25 protein-coding genes are annotated in these 12,925 nt (G+C 58.8%); 9 read left to right on the forward strand and 16 right to left on the reverse strand.

Going from position 1 to position 12,925, the window contains the following annotated elements; translation table 11 throughout:
- Window positions 1–205: 205 nt before the first annotated feature.
- The 16 genes from ACODSK_RS02645 to ACODSK_RS02720 all read right to left on the reverse strand — a co-directional run bounded on the left by ACODSK_RS02645 (window position 206) and on the right by ACODSK_RS02720 (window position 7,058).
- The gene (locus ACODSK_RS02645) at window positions 206–892 is read right to left on the reverse strand and encodes a hypothetical protein (protein ID WP_489013670.1); all 687 of its coding nucleotides are present in this window, start codon (window positions 890–892) and stop codon (window positions 206–208) included.
- Complete coding sequence (locus ACODSK_RS02650) at window positions 889–1,038, reverse strand: hypothetical protein (RefSeq protein ID WP_489013671.1); 150 nt, start codon at window positions 1,036–1,038, stop codon at window positions 889–891. Before ACODSK_RS02650 ends, ACODSK_RS02645 begins: the two co-directional genes overlap by 4 nt.
- The gene (locus ACODSK_RS02655) at window positions 1,035–1,616 is read right to left on the reverse strand and encodes a recombination protein NinG (RefSeq protein ID WP_489013672.1); all 582 of its coding nucleotides are present in this window, start codon (window positions 1,614–1,616) and stop codon (window positions 1,035–1,037) included. Before ACODSK_RS02655 ends, ACODSK_RS02650 begins: the two co-directional genes overlap by 4 nt.
- The gene (locus ACODSK_RS02660; protein WP_489013674.1) at window positions 1,607–1,885 is read right to left on the reverse strand and encodes a hypothetical protein; all 279 of its coding nucleotides are present in this window, start codon (window positions 1,883–1,885) and stop codon (window positions 1,607–1,609) included. Before ACODSK_RS02660 ends, ACODSK_RS02655 begins: the two co-directional genes overlap by 10 nt.
- Window positions 1,882–2,352 (reverse strand): hypothetical protein, encoded by a 471-nt coding sequence (locus tag ACODSK_RS02665; RefSeq protein WP_489013675.1) that lies wholly within the window; start codon window positions 2,350–2,352, stop codon window positions 1,882–1,884. The genes ACODSK_RS02660 and ACODSK_RS02665 overlap by 4 nt, the downstream gene beginning before the upstream one ends.
- Window positions 2,345–2,599, reverse strand: coding sequence for a hypothetical protein (locus ACODSK_RS02670; RefSeq protein ID WP_489013676.1), 255 nt, complete (start codon window positions 2,597–2,599; stop codon window positions 2,345–2,347). Before ACODSK_RS02670 ends, ACODSK_RS02665 begins: the two co-directional genes overlap by 8 nt.
- Entirely contained in the window at window positions 2,592–3,062 is a 471-nt protein-coding gene (locus ACODSK_RS02675) for an ead/Ea22-like family protein (protein WP_489013678.1), read from the reverse strand. The genes ACODSK_RS02670 and ACODSK_RS02675 overlap by 8 nt, the downstream gene beginning before the upstream one ends.
- Window positions 3,059–3,496: a phiTE_015 family protein gene (locus ACODSK_RS02680; protein ID WP_489013680.1), complete on the reverse strand. Its 438-nt coding sequence runs from the start codon at window positions 3,494–3,496 to the stop codon at window positions 3,059–3,061. The genes ACODSK_RS02675 and ACODSK_RS02680 overlap by 4 nt, the downstream gene beginning before the upstream one ends.
- Window positions 3,496–3,648 (reverse strand): hypothetical protein, encoded by a 153-nt coding sequence (locus ACODSK_RS02685; protein ID WP_489013682.1) that lies wholly within the window; start codon window positions 3,646–3,648, stop codon window positions 3,496–3,498. Before ACODSK_RS02685 ends, ACODSK_RS02680 begins: the two co-directional genes overlap by 1 nt.
- Window positions 3,648–3,983, reverse strand: a complete 336-nt coding sequence (locus ACODSK_RS02690) for a hypothetical protein (protein ID WP_489013684.1) — start codon at window positions 3,981–3,983, stop codon at window positions 3,648–3,650. Before ACODSK_RS02690 ends, ACODSK_RS02685 begins: the two co-directional genes overlap by 1 nt.
- Complete coding sequence (locus ACODSK_RS02695) at window positions 3,980–4,168, reverse strand: DUF1382 family protein (RefSeq protein ID WP_489013686.1); 189 nt, start codon at window positions 4,166–4,168, stop codon at window positions 3,980–3,982. The genes ACODSK_RS02690 and ACODSK_RS02695 overlap by 4 nt, the downstream gene beginning before the upstream one ends.
- On the reverse strand, window positions 4,165–4,974 hold the full coding sequence (locus ACODSK_RS02700; protein ID WP_489013688.1) for an ATP-binding protein: 810 nt from the start codon (window positions 4,972–4,974) through the stop codon (window positions 4,165–4,167). Before ACODSK_RS02700 ends, ACODSK_RS02695 begins: the two co-directional genes overlap by 4 nt.
- Window positions 4,964–5,830, reverse strand: a complete 867-nt coding sequence (locus tag ACODSK_RS02705; protein ID WP_489013689.1) for a replication protein — start codon at window positions 5,828–5,830, stop codon at window positions 4,964–4,966. Before ACODSK_RS02705 ends, ACODSK_RS02700 begins: the two co-directional genes overlap by 11 nt.
- Before the next feature lie 181 nt (window positions 5,831–6,011).
- On the reverse strand, window positions 6,012–6,359 hold the full coding sequence (locus ACODSK_RS02710) for a hypothetical protein (RefSeq protein ID WP_489013691.1): 348 nt from the start codon (window positions 6,357–6,359) through the stop codon (window positions 6,012–6,014).
- A gap of 249 nt (window positions 6,360–6,608) precedes the next feature.
- On the reverse strand, window positions 6,609–6,821 hold the full coding sequence (locus ACODSK_RS02715; RefSeq protein ID WP_489013693.1) for a hypothetical protein: 213 nt from the start codon (window positions 6,819–6,821) through the stop codon (window positions 6,609–6,611).
- A 30-nt stretch (window positions 6,822–6,851) separates the two neighbouring features.
- Window positions 6,852–7,058, reverse strand: coding sequence for a Cro/CI family transcriptional regulator (locus tag ACODSK_RS02720; RefSeq protein ID WP_489013695.1), 207 nt, complete (start codon window positions 7,056–7,058; stop codon window positions 6,852–6,854).
- A 62-nt stretch (window positions 7,059–7,120) separates the two neighbouring features.
- Between ACODSK_RS02720 and ACODSK_RS02725 the strand changes: the two genes are divergently transcribed.
- From ACODSK_RS02725 to ACODSK_RS02765, 9 genes are all read left to right on the forward strand, one after another.
- Window positions 7,121–7,951: a LexA family transcriptional regulator gene (locus ACODSK_RS02725; RefSeq protein ID WP_489013697.1), complete on the forward strand. Its 831-nt coding sequence runs from the start codon at window positions 7,121–7,123 to the stop codon at window positions 7,949–7,951.
- Between the two features lie 164 nt (window positions 7,952–8,115).
- Window positions 8,116–8,478, forward strand: a complete 363-nt coding sequence (locus ACODSK_RS02730; protein ID WP_489013698.1) for a hypothetical protein — start codon at window positions 8,116–8,118, stop codon at window positions 8,476–8,478.
- Window positions 8,471–8,989 carry a hypothetical protein gene (locus ACODSK_RS02735; RefSeq protein ID WP_489013699.1) on the forward strand — a complete coding sequence of 173 codons (519 nt, stop codon included), beginning with the start codon at window positions 8,471–8,473 and terminating at the stop codon, window positions 8,987–8,989. Before ACODSK_RS02730 ends, ACODSK_RS02735 begins: the two co-directional genes overlap by 8 nt.
- A gap of 103 nt (window positions 8,990–9,092) precedes the next feature.
- Entirely contained in the window at window positions 9,093–9,518 is a 426-nt protein-coding gene (locus tag ACODSK_RS02740) for a hypothetical protein (protein WP_489013700.1), read from the forward strand.
- A gap of 976 nt (window positions 9,519–10,494) precedes the next feature.
- The gene (locus ACODSK_RS02745; RefSeq protein WP_489013701.1) at window positions 10,495–10,767 is read left to right on the forward strand and encodes a hypothetical protein; all 273 of its coding nucleotides are present in this window, start codon (window positions 10,495–10,497) and stop codon (window positions 10,765–10,767) included.
- A 208-nt stretch (window positions 10,768–10,975) separates the two neighbouring features.
- The gene (locus tag ACODSK_RS02750; RefSeq protein WP_489013702.1) at window positions 10,976–11,458 is read left to right on the forward strand and encodes an Lcl C-terminal domain-containing protein; all 483 of its coding nucleotides are present in this window, start codon (window positions 10,976–10,978) and stop codon (window positions 11,456–11,458) included.
- Between the two features lie 288 nt (window positions 11,459–11,746).
- Window positions 11,747–11,899 (forward strand): hypothetical protein, encoded by a 153-nt coding sequence (locus ACODSK_RS02755; protein WP_489013703.1) that lies wholly within the window; start codon window positions 11,747–11,749, stop codon window positions 11,897–11,899.
- On the forward strand, window positions 11,896–12,450 hold the full coding sequence (locus tag ACODSK_RS02760) for an HNH endonuclease signature motif containing protein (protein WP_489013704.1): 555 nt from the start codon (window positions 11,896–11,898) through the stop codon (window positions 12,448–12,450). The genes ACODSK_RS02755 and ACODSK_RS02760 overlap by 4 nt, the downstream gene beginning before the upstream one ends.
- Window positions 12,451–12,470: 20 nt before the next feature.
- Window positions 12,471–12,905 (forward strand): hypothetical protein, encoded by a 435-nt coding sequence (locus ACODSK_RS02765; RefSeq protein ID WP_012053025.1) that lies wholly within the window; start codon window positions 12,471–12,473, stop codon window positions 12,903–12,905.
- The last annotated feature ends 20 nt before the right edge of the window (window positions 12,906–12,925 follow it).

Raw genomic sequence — 12,925 nt, forward strand, 5'->3', positions numbered from 1 at the left:
CGGCTTATCCGCGTCCAGATACCCCTTTCGGGCCACTCTGGCTGTGGGTCCCGCACCAGAAACAAAAATCCCGGCACTTGGCCGGGACTCTTGAGGCCCTCTTCGGGCAATAAAAAACCCGGCTTTTTGGGCCGGGCTTTGAATGTTTTCGCCAAAGGCGAAATTATGACGATGGCGAAATAGTGCCAAAACACTCCTCAAACTGTCAAGCGGCTATTTCCTGCGTCTCGTCATTTCGTTCACGGAGCCTTTCCACCACCCGAGCGACAGGCTTGAGCGCCTGCTTGTCGAGCTTGTCGACCTGAGCGCCGAGAGCATCCCATACCTCCTGCCAGTCCCTTGCCCAGTTCTGCGGGTTCATCTTCTCGCCGGTGCGATCCTCAACGAACATGCACACCGCTCCGGGACCCATCGCCTCGCCGCCATGGACGATCATCTTGTGCGATTGGAGCGCAGCCATGGCCATCCAGTAGGCGCGCTGCTTCTTGCGGTCTGTGAGCGCTTCCAGGCCGCTTCCAAGCCACACCAGTCCATGGGCAATGCTCAGGTCGTTTCCGCTGGCCACGGGCGAGTACATGAAGTTTCCCAGGTGGCGCAGCGACTTTGGCAGGGAATCGATCGCCTGAATGACCAACCCGGCAGTCAGCATGTGCGCGCAGCGGTCGTTGGTGAGGCGGCGCCCCGGGCGGGTCTCCTGCACCCCTTCCTTGCGAACCTCATACACCTTGCACACCTCCTGCCCGTCGTGGTTCTCCAGCATGACCATGATCTTCACATCGCCAGAGCCACCTTTCTTGCCCAGTGCTGCTTGCTCCGCAGCCACGGCCAGGGCGGATGCGCGATTCTCGTGCAGTGCGTCGTGCCAAACTTGGCGAGCGCTGATTACTTTCATGGCTGTTCCCCCTGGATGCGATTTTTCTTCTTCAGCAAAATTTCTTCGTAGCTGCGCTTGCGGCGCACTGCGCCAGCCCAAGACAGGGCCCCGCCGCTGACCACCGTGAGGGCGGCCAAAATGAAAAATGCCCATGCTGGCGTCATGCTGCCTTCTCCTTCAGCTGCTTGATCTTGTCGCGGTACTCGGCCTTGATGGCCTTGAGCTCGTCGATGGTGTAGCGCTGGGCCTTATGAGGGCCTTCCAGCCAGGCAACCTGCTCGGCGCCGATGCGCTGCACGAGGTTGATCCGGTAGTTCACGATGTCGCCCGACTTGTGCTGGTTGCAGGGCACACACTGCTTGTGGCAATTGAGCGGCTCGAAGCGCAGCTCCGGGTTTCCACCAACGGTGCGGTAGTGCCCGGCGTCGTACTTGCCCTGGTGGTGCCGGCCGCAGCTGATGCATGGCTGCGCCTCATCGCGCAGGCGCACCCACTGGTTGAATACCGCCTGGGCCTCGCGTACGTAGTCGGCCCGGCTCTTGAGCTTCTGCTTGCGCACCTGGATCTCGCGGCGCTCACGCTGGGCAATCGCCTTGCGGGCCATTGCTTGGTTCTCTGGCTTCTTGGCTAAAGCCAGCGCACAGGCAACGCTGCACACCTTCTGCGTGGACATGGCCGGCTCGAAGAGCTTTCCGCAACCTGGTGCCTTGCACTTCTTCGGCTTGATCTCAGCTACGCGCATGGCTCGGCCTCCTTGGCTTTCTGCTGCTCGGGATCGAAGTCGCCGCGCAGGGGCATGAGCCATTTTTCCCAGACAATGGCCTTGTCCTCGCTGATCACCCATACGACCTCGCCGCCCTCCTTCTCGTAGACACCTGGGTCCATCGGGTCTCGCCGATCAACAGGCCCTACGCAGTGGCGGCTGATCAGCTCTACGCAAGTACCGATTACTGGCGGGAACGTGTGATTGATCACCAGCGCCAGGTCGCCCGGCTTGAAGTTATGGCTCATGCCGCAGCCTCCCCAAGCAGATCATCGAAGTAGACGCCTTTGCCGCCGAAGTACGCGGCGATCTTGTCCGTGTAGATGCAGCCCTGCTCGCGATTGAACAGGCGGGTCACCGGGAAGCCATCGGGGCCGAACATTGCGCAGGCGCCCATGAGGTGAAGCTTCCGCTCGTAGGTCAGGTGCACGAAGCTGGTAGCCCAGCCCTCGAAGAAGTCACGATCTGCAGACCGCATGATCGGCACGCCGAAGTGCAGCTTGCAGTACCGGCGCACATCCTCGACGTCGCCCATATCGGTTGTCTTGGTGATGCGGTCGTACATGGCGAACCACAGTGCGTTTTGATCCAAGGTGCGGTCCTTGCCTGGGCGCATGCTCACCACTACGAATTTCTTCTCGCGGTAGAGCTGGGTCAGCATGGTGATCGCCTCGGAGAGCTTGCTGGCGCTGTTGACGGAGATCTTCTCAGCCATGGTTCTGCTCCTTCACCCAGCGGCGCACCGACAGATCGCAGCCCATGACTAGGCAAACGCCATTGGTCATGCCGCGGCGAGTGGCGCGCTGGCGGCAACCACATCCACACCGGCGACGCGACTTCGCGCCGACTGGCTCGTGATAACGGATCTGCCCCGGCAGCCCGCCGATTTGACCCCAGCCATTCATGCCGCCACGCATTGCAGCGGCGCGCGCAGCCTGAGACATTTCGTTGAGGTCACCCATGGGATGCCTCCTTGGCCATAGCTGCCAGCGTGCACTGGGCCTCGGTTATTACCATGTGGCGCTCGGCTTGGTTTTCTTCGTGATTGTCCTCGTTTTGGACCAGGTACTGGAGCGGTAAGCGCAGCGCCTCGTTCTGAGACTTCAGCGCCGCAATGACCTCGTTCTGCGCTTCGTAGCCGGTGCGCAGGCCGGCGAGTTCGGCCTTGAGCGCGCCGATTTGCTCACGATCCGACTGAGAGCCTGCTGCCGAATGCATGGCTTCTGAATTCAGCCGCTCGATCTCCGCGAGTAGCGCCAAGATGGTGGCCGGGCTGGCGGCGGCGATGAGGCGCCCGTCGTCATGGTGCAGGCCATGGACTTCACCGGTCTTGTCTTCGCAGTAACGGAGGTCGCCAGAGGCGTACCACTCACCGAACCCAGCGGCCTCTGCCAGCGCCTTGAGTTGTGCTTTGTCGATGGTCATGGCTGATCTCCCGGCGCGGATGGGTAAGGCATCCAATGCGTTGGCACAAGATCACCATCCAGGCGCTCAACGCCGTCAGAGCCATAGCACCATGCGTCTTCGCTGTACTGCTCCTGCTCGCTGTACTCTCCGCTTTCTCGATCTTTGTCTGTCATGAACGTGTCGGCGCAGGTGAGCTGCCCGCTGATCACGCCGCAGTCCTCGCGGTAGAACAGAACCTCGACATGCTTGGGGCAGGATTCCATCGGCTGCCAGGACGCGGCGCGGGAGGCCTGCCAGCCTTCCCACCGTGAGTTGTGGATGCCTATTTGCAGAGTGCTCACCAGCTTCCAAATATCGACGACCTTGTACATTCCAAGGCTTTCGTCCCAGGCTATACCGGCAGGAATTGGGAATGTCGACTCGAACTGCTCGCGCATCTTGTTGGTGTCCATCAGTGCTTCTCCTTGGCCATGGCGTTCAAGCAGGCCTTGCAGGTGACGCTGGTCCGCTCGGGGGTGAACTGACTGGCCTTGACCAGTCGTCCGCACTTCACTGCGACGAGGCCCATGTAGGCCATGCGGTGCCACATGTGGATTCTGTTCATCACACCCCCTCCCCGGCCGGCTGCCCAGCTCGATCTTCTTCACAATCTGGGCACGGCTCCATGATCGGCTCCGGTGGGTCGAACTCGCCGTAGTAGTGGTAGTCACCGGAGAAGACTTCACCCTTGTCGTCGCAGCGCTTGCAAGCTGACTTGGGGATTGCCGTGGACTGCTCAGGGCTGAGGCCGATCTGAATCGCCATCTGCCAGAACCTCCAGCACTTGGCGATCATCGGAAGGCGGTAGGTGTCAGCCATGCGGTACTTCTCGATTTCCTCGACTGGAATGTCATGAGCTTCGGCGTAGGCTTTTTCGAATTCGTCTCGACGGAGATTCATTTGCGGGCCTCCTCTTCTTCAGCGATCTGCGCCAGGCGCTCAAGGCGCTCTTCCGACTGACGAGCAAGGTCAATGTGGTCTTGGCCGCTCAGCACCGGAATGCAGACGAACAAGATCCCGGCCTTGATGAAGGCCTGGGCTACTTCTCCCGCTCCACGGAGCTGGGCTGGGTGGGCGCGGTTCATTGCAGGGTCTCCTTGCGCAGACGCTCAGATTGGCCCTCGAAGACCAGACCGATCCCCCGCGCCTCACGGAGGCGGTCCACGGACCGTTCGCCCAGCACTTCGCCCAGGCGCTCGAAGTCGAGGTTGGAGATCACGATGGTCGGGCGCTGGTCCTCGTACCGGCCATTGATCACGTTGAACAGGGTCGCCAGTTCGAACTCTGACGGCTTGGTTGCGCCGACCTCGTCGATGATCAGAAGATCGGGGTCGACCAGAGAGGCGAAGGCCTGCGCCTCGGTGTAGTCGGACTTGTCGCTGTAGCTGCCCTTGATGAACTGCAGGAGGCCGGATACGGTTCGGTAGACAGCGGTCATGCCGGTGCTCAGCATGATTGCGCCGGCGATGGCGGTTGCAAGGTGGGTCTTCCCAGTACCCGGGGTTCCGGTCATGACCAGGCAACGTCCGGCGGCGCGGTGGTCGCGGAAATTGGCGGCATACCGCTTGCTGCCAGCCAGATTCTGGCGCTGGTTGTCAGTCTCGGCGCGGTAGTTGGCGAAGGTCTTGTCCATGAATCGGCGAGGTATCAGGGAGGCGCCCAGCTTGCGCTCCAGGCGTGCTGCGGCCATCCGCTCTTGGGCTTCCTGCTGTTCGTGCAGGTCCTGCGCCTCACGGGCTTCACTGGCGCACTCAGGGCATCCGCTCTGCCCCTGCTTGCGGATGATCACCGCGAACTCACCATGCTTCTCGCAGTTGCCGGGCTGCTTGGCGATCACGCCGAGGCGGCGCTCGATGTCACACACTTCGAGGTCAAGGGGCTTAGAAATCATACGATCCATCCTCGTTCTGAGTGCGGCCGCCGGTGTAGTCGATCTGGTCGAAACCGTGGTGGCGGGACTGAGGGGCGGCCTGCTGGCGGGTATCTCGGATGCGGTTGATCACCCAGGAGGCCTTGAATCCCTGCCATCCGGCGGACAGGGCTTCGGTGATGGCGTCTGGCGCGGAGATTCCAGCTTCGGCGCACTTGGCAAGCTCGGAGTTCACGGTGGCCCACACGGTGGCGGTCACGGCGGCCTTCTTCGCCTTGCGCTGGGCCAGCCAGTCGGTCAGCAGTTGCTCGGGGATCTGGTTCGGGTTGTCGGCCAGCAACTGGGCCAGGCCGAACGGAGTCTTGCGATCAGGCTTCGCCGCGGGAGCGGGAGCCGGATCCGGTACCGAACCCTGGGGAGATGTAATATCTTCCGAAGGAAGATTTACAGAGGGGGTTTTATTCTTGGAATAGAGAAGGGACTCGTCGGTTTTGGTCTGTTTCGCGGCAGATCCGATTCGGACGATTTGAGCCGAGTCAGACGATTTGGTCTGTTTCGGCTCTTCGTGAAATACCCACTCTTTCGGGTCGCAAAGACCGATATCACCCCTGGCCCCGCCGTTACGGAACAGCACCCGGCGGAGCAGTAAGCCAGAGATCGCTTTCGACACGGTGTCAGGGTGGATATGGGTGGCCTTGGCAATCGCCGTGGCCGGGATGCGCTGGGCGCCCTCATTGAAGTTCAGGGTAGCCTTGGCCACGTACAGCACGATCTTCATCTCACGAGCGGACAGGTCGATAGCCATCAGGCCATCCATCAGCTGATTGTCCATCCGGGTAAACCCCCCGGTGTTGCGTAATGGGACGATGTTTGTCATGATTTCTCTCGCTTACTGCGTTATCGAATCAGCCGACCTCGTCCGTCGGCTTTTTCATGCCTGAAATCCAGGCGGTTTAGGTGTCCGGTGCATCCGTGGTAGCTTTTTGCTTCCACACGAAAAGGTCCAAGGAGACCGGACATGGCTGAAAAATCGGTAGAGCAACAGGCGCTGGATACCCTCAACGCGCTAATAGCTGGTCGATACGTTCCTGCGTCGACTTTTGTGTTTTCAGCAACGACAGCAACTCTGGACAAAGAGATGCTTCGCTCGCTTGAGATGCAGCTTCGGGAGTACTACGCAAGTGGTCTTGCCGAGAAGCAAACTCATGCTCCCGTAACGCAACCGCTTCGGGTGTGAAGTAGCGCGACATGAACACGAAGGCCGAGGCGAACGCTTCACCGTGCGCCCTGGCCTTCTCCTCCTTGAGGTCGTCACGCAAGATGTAGCCGACCGATTCCTTCAGCGACTCAGCGCAGGCACGCGCAAAAATCAGTTGGATTTCCTGCTGCATAGCTTCTGGCGACATGCCCTTCTCCTGCTCTTCTTAGGCCCTTTCGAGGCCCTTTTTGTGACTTGCCAGCGAGAGCAGAGGGGCCTTATGCCTCATCTGCCTCAACTGCTCCTGTACCGCCAACGAACGACCCGCTTCGAGGTAATGGTTGGCGGTGTATTCGAGGCTCCATCCAAGCTCGGCGCTAAGCTGCCGAACCTCTTCCTGAGCCCCCTTCTCCATCAAGTTGAAGGCTGTATCAGGCATAGGCCCTCCAAAGGGTCTTTAAGCCGACTTATCCTGTTCGCCGATGCCGTGCATTTCGCGGATCATCTGGGCGGCGCCCAGGCGCCTGGCGACCATCGACAGCTCGTGAACGTAGGTAGCCAGTTGCATTCCGGCTGCGCGGGCTTCCATGCGAAGCATCCGTGCGTCTTCGGGCTTGTAGCGAGACTTCACTACTTCGCTGCGTTTGTGGGCCGGGTTGTCATAGGCCATACGGGTACTGCTCCTTGCGGTTGAAGTGGGTTAAGCGGCGGTTTTTTTGGACTGGGCCTGGCTTGGGAACGGACGAACCTCTTCTGCCTGGAAAGTCCCATCGGCTAGCTCCGTGACGTAGATGTCACGACCTACTCGCAAAGCCTTGTTCAAGGCGCCTTGGCTCATGCCAAGAATCCTGGCCGCCATGGTTTGGCCCTTGCTTTCGGCGAATTGAGTAAGGGTGATTCGGCTCATTGCCATACCTCCTTTGGTTCTTAGGCGCAGATTATCTCCCATGGAGATAGTTTGCAACTCCAATGGAGATGGTTACTTATTTCCAATGGGAATATTCTTGGGAAATGACTAAAGAACGACGCCCGTTGCTAGATTGGGAGCGCGAAGAATGCGCAGCCCTGAAAAAGGCTCTTATGAGCTATAACGCCGGCCGCCCAAAAGAAGATCGACTGACGCAAGATGAAGTCGCGGACAAGGTCGGTATGAGCCAGGGAACGCTCGGCAGCCATCTGAATGGATATCGCCCTATCACGCATAAGCTGGCCGTAGCCATGGCAGAGCTGCTGAAGGTTCCGGTTCGCTCCTTCAGTGAAAGGCTTGCTAGCGACATCGAGAGAATGGCCTCTGCCGCAGGAATAGCCTCTGCTCCTGCTGGCCCGGCAAGTGATGCGTTTGAACCTCGCAGCTTCGACCTTGAAGACGACCCGGACTATGTAGGGGTGAATCAGTTGTCTGCGCGCGCAGCTGCCGGGAAGGGCGCTGATAACTCACATGTCGAGATTCGCGGCGTCCTGGCATTCAAGTCTGACTGGCTCCGATCCAACAGGCTTAACCCTAAGGGCCTTGATGTGATCTACGCCGATGGCGACAGCATGGACCCGACGATCAATAGTGGTGATGTGCTCCTGGTCGACCGATCAAAGCTCGAGCCCAAGGATGGTCAGATCTTCGCATTGCAGAGCGAGTCCAACGGGACGATTGTGAAGCGCCTGGTCAAGTCTGAGATCGACGGATGGATCATTCGCAGCGACAACCCAGACAAGAAGCGCTACGGGGATGAGACCTTGCGGGATGGGGAGATCAACGAAGTCAGGATCATCGGTCGCGTAGTTTGGCGTGGCGGGATGCTATAGCGTCCACGGTGCTGGCGAGAAGAACTTCACCACCCTGGTGAAGAAGCGTAGGAATGAGAAGGTGCATGGGCTTGCCGTGGCGCTAAATCGCAAGCCTGGAAGCAGGTTTGATTAAATTTGCAGCGCTGCGTCGATTGGCTTGGAGACTTTATTGAGGAGCCGGGATGGCTGATCGTTTAGATGTAGTAAATGAGCGTCAGGACTTTTTGAAGGTTGACGCAGGAGACTTTGCGAGATTTTTAGAGGCGAAGGTCGGGGAAAACGATATCTGTCCTCTTTGCAGTGGTGAAGAATGGAATATCTTCTGCCCCGGAGGCCCTGATTCCCCAACATTTCGGATGGGGCTTCTGGTTCGGAATGCTGAGCCACAGCACTATGCCTCAGTTTTTTCTTATGCGTGCAAGAGTTGTGGCTTCATGAGATTTCATGACGCGTCACTGGTTCATGGGTGGGTTGCGGACAATCCAAAGCTCGAGATTGATTTGGCCGACAAAGAGACCCATCAGGAAGCCCCAGGCAATGAGTAAAATAACGATGGGGCCATCCGCCGAAGGCCTAAAATTGCGTTTCCACGATTTCACCACTGGACGCTTTGCCTTCGATGCCGGGAAAAACCCGGTCGCCGATGCCGGCAGTGACATTAGCGAACCCTTGCGCAATACTGAGTCTATGAACGACATTACTCGCGAAGAACTAAATGCTCGTCTTGAGAACCAGCAGCTCAAGGCTGACGCTCGCCTGAAGGATTTTGAGGGTCGTATTGCGGATGGATTCACGCAGATCAACCATAGCCTGCAACTGCTCGATAAAGACCTTTCTGGCGTAAAAGGCCTGCGGGGAACGATCATCACCAATTCGATTGTCTCCGTCATAGCCATCGTCGGAATCGTGATTGCTGTCATGGCATATGGTGTTTCCAATTTTGACTCCGGCAGGGACACTGCCGCCGCAATCCAGGAGGTCAAGCAACAGTCTGCTGAAGCCAAGGCCCTTCTTGAACAGATCAAGGCCCAGCAAGCCAAGGCTGCCGGGCAGTAAGCTAGCAAGAAAATACGAGCCCGCCTCCCCGCGGGCTTTTCTTTGCCTGGATGATGGCAAAGGGCTGGGGTGGTAGGATGGTCATTTCTCAGGAAGAGCAAAAATGCGAAAAGCCCTGCCAGCCACCCTTGTCGCAGCCATCCTTTGGTCGCAGCTTGCCGTAGCTGAGCCCACCTATATCGACAAGATGACTGGTCTTTCTGCGGTTTGCAGTCTTGACGCCATATATCAGGGAGCCGAGGTCAGGGCCGCTGAGAGGAAGTATGGCGAAGGCAGCAAGCGCTGGTCAGAGGCATTCCATCGTCGACTAGATACGGTAAGAGCCTGCGCAGATGATGCCAAGATCAAGGGGAAGGCCTTGTACAAGGCCGAGGTTGATCTCATGCCATCGCTGAAACCAGAACTGGCCAACATGTACGTATCGTGGCTCACCTACTTGGACCACCTCGTTGATGAAGATCACGATACCTATGAGCGCCAGTATGAGATTTCAGCGAATCAGCTGAAGGCACAGATAGATTCGATGTAATCATCGCGATGTGCCGACTGGACTGGCCGGCCCTGGTGTTTTATTGCCAGGCCCATGCTAAGTAGCCGCAATGGTAGGATGGCAACATTATGGAAATGGAGGTCTGCCGGTGGAATCACCCGATAAGAAATGCCCCTACTGCGCTGAGGACATCAAGGCTGAGGCGATTCGCTGCAAGCACTGCGGAGTCAGCCTTCTCACCGGAACTCATGATGGGCAGATTCCAGTCAAGCCTCGAAAGCCAATCTGGCCGTGGCTGGTCCTGGCCCCCCTCCTCCTTTTCGGCGCAGTATTAATCATCGGCGCGCTCTCTGGTCCGTCGGATGAGAAAAGCAAGGCGCGATACGCAATCGATCTGTGCTAGAAAGGGGTAGATGACGAACTTCAGTCTCTGGACACCAGGCGATTCATCCGAAGTACCTGCCAGATGATGGTGGAGAAATTCGAGAAGCAGTACGGCCGATCTGCCTCACTTCGCCGCGAATAAGCCAATCCTCTCCGCAGCACGAGCCCGCCTAGCGCGGGCTTTTTTGTGCCTGCTGAAAATAATATCTCCATTGGAGTTGACACTAATATTTCCATAGGAGATATTTACACCCATCGAGGCGCTACACAGCCCCTCGGGAGGCCCTCAAGCCGACCGCTCTTTACCACCGATGGGAACCTCGCGGATCGATCCCGGCAACGGCACAGCGCGAGCAATAAATTCGATCCCCATACCAGCTCTGGAACTGGCCAGCTCGAAATCAGGCGCTTACGGCGCGGATGGAGGGTTGAGCTGCAACGCTCCCTGCCAGGTAGCCCTCAGAACGGGCTGATGCACTGGTACAGCGGGCCACGCCGGGGAACCGGTGGCGGCTGCAGCAATGAAGCAATCGCCCAGGCCACCGTGGCGAGTAACGGAGCCCAGCAATACCGATTTCACTCGCAGCCATTCGCACGAGTGGCTGCCGGGAAATCAACCGAGGAACGCAGCATGCAGATCAACCAGCAGAAAACGGTGCAGGTCGATGTGACCGAAATTCGTCTGCACATCAAGGTGCGCGATGGCTTCGCCGCCGACCTGCAAGACGCCCAGGGCGATGAGGTCGGCAGCTACGAGGGATATGTGCCGGATTTCTTCCCGGGTAACCACTACGGCGACTACCTGATCCTGAACATCGACCTCGATACAGGTCAGATCAAGAACTGGAACAAGCCCACGGTGGCAGACGTCGAGAAGATGCTGAACCAGGGCGATGACGACTGAACAACCAACGCCTCGTCAGCCTGACGTTAACTGCCCGATGCCCTGCTTCCCATAGCAGGCTGCATCGGGGATGCCTCTGCGCAATGTCCTCTGCACGCCCGAGCAAACATAACCGGTGTGGCAACCGGAAGCCGCAAACGGGCGGCAAGAGAAAGCGACCAGAGGCATCCCCGATGTAGCCCGCCCCCACCACTCCAAAGGACACCCCATGAACGCACAAGCACATCTCACTCCTCCTGCCGTTGGCGAAATCTGGCCGGGCCAGGGCGGGATCTACTTCGGCCTGGCTCAGTATCCGGAAGGCATCTGTCACGTCATCGCAGCCGCTGAAGACCTCCCGGGCCGCTTCGCTTTCGGCGCATATGGCGAGATCACGGAAGCAACCAGCCGCACCGATGGCCGGGCCAATACCAAGATCCTGTTGGCGCGTGAAGGCAAGCATCCCGCCGCTATCGCAGCTGCTGCGTACACCGCCGACGGCCATACCGACTTCGCCCTGCCATCGATTGGTGAGCTGCACAGGTTCTGGCAGGTCGCCCCGGAGTCGTTCTCGACCGAGCGGTTCTATGTGTCGAGCACGCAGTTCTCAGCCAGCACCGCCTGCAGCATGGGCTTTGAGGATGGCTGGCTCGACGGCTACGGCAAGGGCGGCGGGCGTCTCGTGCGCCCCGTCCGCAGATTCCTTCAGTAATTCATTCCTTCAATACCTCTCGCAGGCGATTCCGGGACTCAAGACGAGCCAGTCCAGAAGCATCCCCGGCAGCTCGGGGCGCCTGCCTCTTTCCCCATAACGACCGCATCGACAGGTGCCGGGCTTGGCTTTTCACGCCCGGCTTGGTAACCGGTGCCCGGCATCTGATCAATGCGGTTGGCTACTGAGGTTCACACGATGAGCAAAGACACAGGCGGACCGGCGTTCCCGGTCTCGTATGACCACCAAACATTCGAACCATCCCACGTAGATGAAGCCAAGCGGCTTATGTCAGGCATGCCCCTGCGCGACTACTTCGCGGCCAAGGCCCTGCAAGGATTGTGCGCCGATCCAAACACCTCTGGTGCCAAGCGCGAGCATATCGCGGCCGAGTGCTACGAACTGGCCGACGCAATGATCGCCGCCCGGGTGAAGCCATGAGCGGCTGGATCAAGTGCAGTTGCCTCAACTGCAGTGTTGAGTTCGAGAAGATGAAGGCCGACCTGACCAGAAGCCCGAACAGCTTCTGCTCGAAGTCCTGCAGTGCTCAGCACAGGGCGAAGGTGAACGTTGATCGATTCTATGAGCGCTGCGAAAAGACTTCGTTTTGCTGGAACTGGAAGGGAAACCTGAATTCCTGCGGCTATGGCTACTTGAAGATCAAAGGCCGCGTTCGAAGGGCGCACCAGGCTAGCTATGAGATTTCTCGGGGCCCAATCCCTCCAGGGATGGTGGTCATGCACTCCTGCGACAACCCGGCCTGCGTCAACCCCGATCACCTTTCTCTAGGCACTCATCTGGACAATATGCGCGACATGCGGGCGAAAGGGCGAGGAGCTTCGAAGCTGAACGTAGAGAGCGCGCGCCTGATCAGGGCTTCAACATCCAAGACCAGCGATCTCGCGGAGCTGTTCGGCGTGAGCGTGAGAGCGATACGAAACGTTCGCTCTGGCGCCAGTTGGAATCCTCTCCCTTCCCCACCCACCGAGTAACCCACCACCTGGAGGACGCCATGAGCGCATTTGGATACTGCGAGGGTGAAACCTGCGCCCGCGATGGCTGCGAGGGCTCCATTGAGATCGAGCCAGTAAAGGATTGCAGCTGCCACATCGCTGCACCCTGCTGGAATCACGAGAACGCCGACATGCACTGCCCTGATTGCGGTTGGCGCGTGGCCGACGACCCTCTCTGCGTTCGTGAGATCGAATCCATCAGCCTGGGCGCCCCTATCCCATTCATCCAGACAAAACCGCGCGTGCTCGATCCGACCAAGATCGACTGGGTGGCCAAGCTCCACACAGCCAGCTCGATGATCAAGGAAGGCGTCTTCCCTGTTGGCACCCCCGCCAAGGAGGTTGAGGAAAAGGTGCGCGGCACCTTCGGCGGACGCTTCGAGCGATTCGACGCGAAAAAAGGCCTATTCAAGTACATCGCATACACCGACTGAACCCACCACCTGGAGGCGAC

This window comes from Pseudomonas sp. FG98 (genome assembly GCF_057808595.1).